Here is a 6536-nt window from a genome sequence, read left to right on the forward strand (position 1 = left end):
CCGGCTAGGCCGAGTTCGACGCCCGGGCAAGATGGCCCTACGCAATCATGATCAAGCTGATCGTCGGGCTCGGTAATCCGGGCGCTGAATACACTGCGACGCGCCACAATGCCGGCTTCTGGCTGGTCGATCAACTGGCGCGCGAAGCAGGCACGACACTTCGCGACGAGCGGCGCTTCCACGGTTTCTACGCGAAGGCCCGGCTTCACGGTGAAGAAGTGCATCTGCTGGAACCGCAGACGTATATGAACCGCTCGGGGCAGTCGGTCGTAGCGGTTGCCCAGTTCTTCAAGATTCTCCCAGACGAAATTCTGGTCGCGCACGACGAACTCGATATGCCGCCGGGCAGCGTCAAGCTGAAGCTAGGTGGCGGCAGCGGCGGCCATAACGGGCTGAAGGACATCACGGCGCATCTGTCGTCGCAACAGTACTGGCGGCTGCGGATCGGCATCGGTCATCCGCGCGACCTGATTCCCGAAAGCGCGCGCGCCGGCGCCAAGCCGGATGTCGCCAATTACGTGCTAAAGCCGCCGCGACGGGACGAGCAGGATGTGATCGATGCGTCGATCGAACGTACGTTGGCCGTGATGCCGCAGATCATCCAGGGCGAGCTTGAACGGGCGACGATGCAACTGCATCGCAATAATCCCTGAGCGCACCCTGCCCGCCCCCGTATCGCCGTATCGCCGTATCGCCGTATCGCCGTATCGCCGTATCGCCGTATCGCCGTATCGCCGTATCGCCGTATCGCCATCGACAGGAGAATCGCTTGAGCCGCTACTGGAGTGACATCGTTCACCGTCTGACGCCATATGTGCCGGGCGAGCAGCCCGCGGTCGCGCATCCGGTGAAGCTGAACACCAACGAGAATCCTTATCCGCCGTCGCCGCGCGTACTTGAAGCGATTCAGAAGGAACTGGGCGGCGCGGGCGAGTCGCTGCGACGCTATCCCGACCCGACAGCGCGCAAGTTGCGCGAAACGGTCGCCGCGTACCACGGCATTCGCGCTGAGCAGGTGTTCGCAGGCAACGGCTCGGACGAAGTGCTCGCGCTCACCTTTCAGGCATTGCTGAAGCACGATAAGCCGTTGCTGTTCCCGGATATCACGTACAGCTTCTACCCGACCTACGCGCGGCTCTTTGAAGTCGACTATCGGACCATCGCGCTCGACGACAGCTTCGCCATCGATGTCGACGACTACACAGCGCCTAACGGCGGCGTATTGTTCCCGAACCCGAACGCGCCGACTGGACGACCGCTGCCGCTCGCCGACATCGAGCGGCTGGTGGCGAGAAACACCGAATCGGTCGTCGTCATCGATGAAGCCTATGTCGATTTCGGCGCTGAGTCGGCCATCACACTGATCGACCGCTATCCCAACCTGCTGGTCATTCAAACGGTATCGAAATCGCGTTCGCTGGCCGGTATGCGCGTCGGCTTCGCATTCGGCAATCCGGAGCTGATCGATGCACTGAACCGCGTGAAGGACAGCTTCAACTCGTATCCGCTCGATCGTCTCGCGCAAGTCGCGGCCGTCGCTGCCTATGAGGACGATGCGTGGTTCCGCGACCATTGCGCCAAAGTGATTGCGAGCCGTGAGCGGCTGGCGGCAGGCTTGACGGCACTGGGCTTCGAGGTGGTGCCGTCGGCGGCGAATCTGCTGTTCGCGCGCCACGAAGGCTACGACGCAGCGGCGCTCGTCGCACGGCTAAGGGAAAAGGAAATCTTCGTGCGCCACTTCAAGGCGGCGCGAATCGATCAGCATCTGCGAATCTCGGTCGGCACCGACGCCGAATGCGACATTCTGCTGGGTGCACTGCACGACATTTTCAGCGCTTACGTCGGATAACGATCGGAATAGCCGCACGCGCTCATCACCAGACGTTGCCGCAAAAGAAAACGGCGAGGCAAACGCCTCGCCGTTTTCCATCATCGTTCAACGCTCACGCGCCCTTCGCCGCCTGCAGCGCGTGGTACTTCGCCATCAAACCTTCCGCCGTCTCCAGATGCTCAGGATCGCGCGGAATGCACTCGACCGGGCACACCTGAATACACTGGGGCTCGTCGAAATGGCCGACACACTCGGTACATTTCTTCGGGTCGATCACGTAGATTTCCGGGCCCATCGAAATCGCGTCGTTTGGGCACTCGGGCTCGCACACGTCGCAATTGATGCACTCGTCGGTAATCATCAAGGCCATACTTCTCTCACTTCACGCCGGCCGAAGCCAGCTTTGATCCGTCAAACCGACAGTTTACGCCGGTTACGGTTGCCCCGCCGACGCACGGTCATTCGAATCCATTTCAGCAACCTTCTCCGTCAGCCGTTTTTCGACCGACGGGAACACGAACTTGCTGACGTCGCCGCCCAGTTGCGCGATTTCACGCACGATGGTGCCCGAAATGAACTGGTATTGATCGGACGGCGTCATGAACATGGTTTCGACGTCCGGCAGCAAATAGCGGTTCATGCCAGCCATCTGGAACTCATATTCGAAGTCCGACACCGCGCGCAGGCCACGCACGATCACCCGCGCGTTATTGCTACGGACAAAGTCCTTCAATAGCCCTTTGAAGCTCATCACCTGAACGTTCGGGTAGTGCCCGAGTACTTCATGAGCGATGTCGAGACGCTCTTCCAGCGTGAAGAACGGCTTCTTGTTGCGGCTATCGGCCACGCCCACCACCAGCGTGTCGAAAATGCTCGACGCGCGTCGAACGAGGTCTTCGTGACCGCGCGTCAGCGGGTCGAACGTGCCCGGGTACACGGCGACTACCATGAGACTTCTCCTCTCTTCAGACAAATGGGCACGTCAAAGCGTCCACGCGACGCATTTGGCACCGACCGCACGCGTGACGGTACCCGTCCGCTGCTTGTTTTGGAACGCGCATTATTCCTTATTTTCGCGCTGCAGCAAATGAAAGTGGACAGCGCCCGCTTTGCCTTGCCGCACGATTTCCCAGCCGGCGAGCCTCTCGTTCCCATCGAGCTCGAGCGCAGCACCGGCTTCCACGTACAGAAAACCTTCGGGGCTCAGCAGCGGCAAAGCCAGAGCGAGCGCCTTGTCGAGCAGATCGTCGCCGAACGGCGGATCGAGGAAAACCACGTCGAACGATCCCGGCGCGAGACTCGCGGCGAGGCGCAAGCCGTCGGCTTCCGCGATTTCGATCGTACGGGCCGACAGGCGCTCCTGGTTCGCGCGCAGCTGGGTGGCGGCCCGGGCGTTGCGCTCGACCATCAACACCCGCGCCGCGCCGCGCGAGGCGGCCTCGAAGCCGAGCGCGCCGCTGCCGGCGAACAGATCGAGGCAGCGCTGGCCGTCCAGCCGTTGGCCGAGCCAGTTGAACAGCGTTTCGCGCACGCGGTCGGGCGTGGGGCGCAGGCCGTCGAGGTCGAGCACGGGCAGCGGCGTGCGCTTCCAGTCGCCGCCAATAATACGGATGGCGTGCGCTTTGCCGCCTTTGGACGAAGCGCCGTGGGCGCGTGAAGGAGCAGAACGGGGCATGCAGTTTCGAGTACGTTATAGGGGCGCCCGCGACGCCGATGCGCGCGGACTGGAGCGCCAACGTTACCACAGGGGCGCATGGCGTCCAGCCTGGCCATTCGGCCAATACGACGGGCGGCGGCGCGCCTGATAAAATGTGCGGCTTCCAGCGCCTTGCATCCCGCATCGCAACGCTGCCTGCCGCTCCCACGGGCTTGTCCCGGCTGCGCGCATCGGCGCGCGCTCTCACCACGCCAGATCATGTTCAGCTTTTTCAAACGATTCAAGGGTTCGAAAGAGTCCGATAACGCGCCAGAAGAATCGCAGACGGCGCCGGAAGCCTTGGCGCCCCAACCCGCCATGGAGGCACCGGCAGCGCCCATCGCGCCGTCAGCGCCGCGGCCGGTGGCGCCGGTTAGCGTCGATACGCAGCCGGCTGCTGCGGCGTCCGCAAACGAGCTCGAACCCGAAGCAGCCACGCTCGAAACCATCGAAATTGTCCCGCCGCCAACGCTGGACGGGAGCGCGAAGCGTTCGTGGCTCACTCGCCTGAAGACGGGTCTATCGAAAACGAGTTCGAGTCTGACCGGCATTTTCGTCGGCACGAAGATCGACGAGGATCTGTACGAAGAACTCGAAACCGCGCTGCTGATGTCGGATGCCGGCGTCGAAGCCACCGAGTTCCTGCTCGAATCGCTGCGCGAGAAAGTGCGCACCGAGCGCCTCACCGATCCGCAGCAGGTGAAAGCGGCGCTGCGCACGCTGCTGATCGACTTGCTCAAGCCGCTGGAAAAATCGCTGATGCTCGGCCGCGCGCAACCGCTGGTCGTGATGATCGCGGGCGTCAACGGTGCAGGCAAAACCACCAGCATCGGCAAGCTCGCCAAGCATCTGCAGAGCTTCGATCAGTCGGTGCTGCTGGCTGCGGGCGACACCTTCCGCGCCGCCGCGCGCGAGCAACTTGCAATCTGGGGCCAGCGCAACAACGTGACAGTGGTGTCGCAGGAAAGCGGCGACCCGGCAGCCGTGATTTACGATGCGGTCGGCGCCGCGCGTGCGCGCAAGATCGACGTCATGATGGCGGACACGGCCGGCCGTCTGCCGACCCAGCTGCATCTAATGGAAGAACTGCGCAAGGTAAAGCGCGTGATCGGCAAGGCGCAAGACGGCGCGCCGCATGAGGTGCTGCTGGTGATCGATGCGAACACCGGCCAGAATGGTCTTGCGCAAGTGAAAGCCTTCGACGACGCGCTCGGCCTCACCGGCCTGATCGTCACCAAACTCGACGGCACGGCGAAGGGCGGCATTCTCGCGGCAATCGCGCGGCAGCGTCCGATTCCGGTGTACTTCATCGGCGTCGGCGAAAAGGTCGAGGACTTGCAGCCTTTCAGCGCGGAAGAGTTTTCGGACGCGTTGCTGGGCGGTTGAGCACGGCAAGCTTCGTCGCAGACCAAGCAAAAAGGGCGCTCTTCGGAGCGCCCTTTTTTCATTCAAACCACGGCATTATTCCGCGTCGGGCTGAACACCAGGCGCTGCACGAGCGAACGCGTCGAGTTGCATCGCGTGATCGTAGATACGCTGAATCGTCGGAAACTTCGCCGTGTCGACGTTGAAGCGCTGCGCGTTGAACACCTGCGGAATCAGACAGGCGTCGGCCAATGTCGGGGTGTCGCCAAAGCACAGCTTGCCGGTGCGCGAATCGGCCGCCAGATGCGCCTCGAGCGTCGCGAAACCCGCTTCGACCCAATGCTTGTACCACGCGTCTTTCGCGTCGCTGTCGACACACAGCGTGTGTTTCAGGTACTTCAGCACGCGCAGATTGTTCAGCGGATGAATCTCGCACGCCACCTGCAACGCTACGGAGCGTATATACGCGCGGTCGGCCGGCGTCCCCGGCAAGAGCGGCGGCTCAGGATGCGTTTCCTCCAGATACTCGATGATCGCGAGCGACTGCGGCAGCACTTCGTTGCCGTCGACGAACGTGGGCACGATGCCGTCCACGTTCACCTTGCGGTACTCGGGCTTCAACTGCTCGCCGCCGTCGCGCACGAGGTGCACGGGCACGTAGTCGTACGGCAGATTCTTCACGTTGAGCGCGATGCGCACGCGATAGGATGCCGAGCTCCGGAAATAGCTGTAAAGCTTCATGTTGTATGTCTCCCCCAACCGCGCGTCAGACAACGCGTACGCTGAGCTCGCCGAGCCCGTCCACGCCACCCTTCATGAGGTCGCCCTGCACCACCGCGCCGACACCTTCCGGCGTACCGGTGAAAATCAGATCGCCCGGTTGCAGTTCGAACAGCGTCGACAGATAGGCGATCGTCTCGGCCACCGACCAGATCAGTTGCGACACGTCCGAGTTCTGTTTTTCCTCACCGTTCACCGACAGCCAGATCGCGCCCTTGCCGATGTGACCGACGGTCGTGACCGGATGAATCGGGCCGAGCGGCGCCGAATGATCGAAACCTTTCGCGGTATCCCACGGACGGCCCAGCTTCTTCGCTTCGGCCTGCAGATCCCTGCGCGTCATGTCGAGACCGAGTGCATAGCCGTACACGTGGTCGAGCGCGCTTTCGGCCGGGATGTTCTTGCCGCCTTTGCCGATCGCCGCCACCAGTTCCATCTCGAAGTGGACATTCTTTGACTGCGACGGATAGGGGAATTCGCCGGTCGCACCCGGCGCGACAAACAGCACGGCGTCGGCCGGCTTGGCGAAGAAGAACGGCGGTTCGCGGTCGGGATCGTGCCCCATCTCGCGTGCGTGCGCCTCGTAGTTGCGGCCCACACAGTAGATGCGACGCACCGCGAACTGCTCGCTGGACCCCACGACCGGCACCGCGACTACCGGTGCGGGTGCAAATACGTAACTCATCCCGTTCTCCGTTTTCTGGATTGTGCCGCGCCCGCGCGGCGATAAAACATTGAGTGTAACGCGCTGCCAGGCGCGGCGCAGCGGATCAGCACAGGCGTGCGCGGCCGGCGGTACCGGCGCGCATCGTCTCGCCGGACCGCTATAGATGCGATACTCACACTGAATAGCGTCCTTTGAAT

8 protein-coding genes are annotated in these 6536 nt (G+C 62.6%); 3 read left to right on the plus strand and 5 right to left on the minus strand.

The window, feature by feature from the left end:
- Positions 1-47: 47 nt before the first annotated feature.
- Together pth and hisC are read left to right on the plus strand one after the other, a co-directional pair.
- Positions 48-653, plus strand: a complete 606-nt coding sequence (pth, locus tag GNZ12_RS27125) for an aminoacyl-tRNA hydrolase (protein WP_172315272.1) — start codon at positions 48-50, stop codon at positions 651-653.
- Between the two features lie 116 nt (positions 654-769).
- Positions 770-1849 (plus strand): histidinol-phosphate transaminase, encoded by a 1080-nt coding sequence (gene hisC / locus GNZ12_RS27130; RefSeq protein ID WP_172315273.1) that lies wholly within the window; start codon positions 770-772, stop codon positions 1847-1849.
- 94 nt (positions 1850-1943) lie between these two features.
- Here the strand turns inward: hisC and GNZ12_RS27135 are convergent, their stop codons facing one another.
- The 3 genes from GNZ12_RS27135 to rsmD form a co-directional block, all read right to left on the minus strand.
- Positions 1944-2201: a YfhL family 4Fe-4S dicluster ferredoxin gene (locus tag GNZ12_RS27135; protein WP_054035799.1), complete on the minus strand. Its 258-nt coding sequence runs from the start codon at positions 2199-2201 to the stop codon at positions 1944-1946.
- Between the two features lie 63 nt (positions 2202-2264).
- Positions 2265-2780, minus strand: a complete 516-nt coding sequence (coaD, locus tag GNZ12_RS27140) for a pantetheine-phosphate adenylyltransferase (RefSeq protein WP_172315274.1) — start codon at positions 2778-2780, stop codon at positions 2265-2267.
- Between the two features lie 111 nt (positions 2781-2891).
- Positions 2892-3506, minus strand: coding sequence for a 16S rRNA (guanine(966)-N(2))-methyltransferase RsmD (gene rsmD / locus GNZ12_RS27145; RefSeq protein ID WP_172315275.1), 615 nt, complete (start codon positions 3504-3506; stop codon positions 2892-2894).
- Between the two features lie 240 nt (positions 3507-3746).
- Between rsmD and ftsY the strand changes: the two genes are divergently transcribed.
- Positions 3747-4913 (plus strand): signal recognition particle-docking protein FtsY, encoded by a 1167-nt coding sequence (gene ftsY / locus GNZ12_RS27150; RefSeq protein WP_172315276.1) that lies wholly within the window; start codon positions 3747-3749, stop codon positions 4911-4913.
- A 75-nt stretch (positions 4914-4988) separates the two neighbouring features.
- Here ftsY and maiA read toward each other — a convergent pair whose 3' ends face one another.
- A complete protein-coding gene (gene maiA / locus GNZ12_RS27155) occupies positions 4989-5633 on the minus strand; it encodes a maleylacetoacetate isomerase (RefSeq protein ID WP_172315277.1) in 645 nt (214 codons plus the stop codon).
- A gap of 25 nt (positions 5634-5658) precedes the next feature.
- Entirely contained in the window at positions 5659-6357 is a 699-nt protein-coding gene (locus GNZ12_RS27160; protein WP_172315278.1) for a fumarylacetoacetate hydrolase family protein, read from the minus strand.
- Positions 6358-6536 lie beyond the last annotated feature (179 nt).

Origin of the sequence: Paraburkholderia solitsugae (assembly GCF_013177695.1) — a bacterium.
In the GTDB taxonomy this organism is placed as follows: domain Bacteria; phylum Pseudomonadota; class Gammaproteobacteria; order Burkholderiales; family Burkholderiaceae; genus Paraburkholderia; species Paraburkholderia solitsugae.

What these genes read in the sequence shown, in the direction of transcription:
- pth (WP_172315272.1), top strand. Translation starts at nt 48, where the DNA reads ATGATCAAGCTGATCGTCGGGCTCGGTAATCCGGGCGCTGAATACACT.
- GNZ12_RS27135 (WP_054035799.1), bottom strand. Translation starts at nt 2,201, where the DNA reads ATGGCCTTGATGATTACCGACGAGTGCATCAATTGCGACGTGTGCGAG.
- coaD (WP_172315274.1), bottom strand. Translation starts at nt 2,780, where the DNA reads ATGGTAGTCGCCGTGTACCCGGGCACGTTCGACCCGCTGACGCGCGGT.
- rsmD (WP_172315275.1), bottom strand. Translation starts at nt 3,506, where the DNA reads ATGCCCCGTTCTGCTCCTTCACGCGCCCACGGCGCTTCGTCCAAAGGC.
- ftsY (WP_172315276.1), top strand. Translation starts at nt 3,747, where the DNA reads ATGTTCAGCTTTTTCAAACGATTCAAGGGTTCGAAAGAGTCCGATAAC.
- maiA (WP_172315277.1), bottom strand. Translation starts at nt 5,633, where the DNA reads ATGAAGCTTTACAGCTATTTCCGGAGCTCGGCATCCTATCGCGTGCGC.
- GNZ12_RS27160 (WP_172315278.1), bottom strand. Translation starts at nt 6,357, where the DNA reads ATGAGTTACGTATTTGCACCCGCACCGGTAGTCGCGGTGCCGGTCGTG.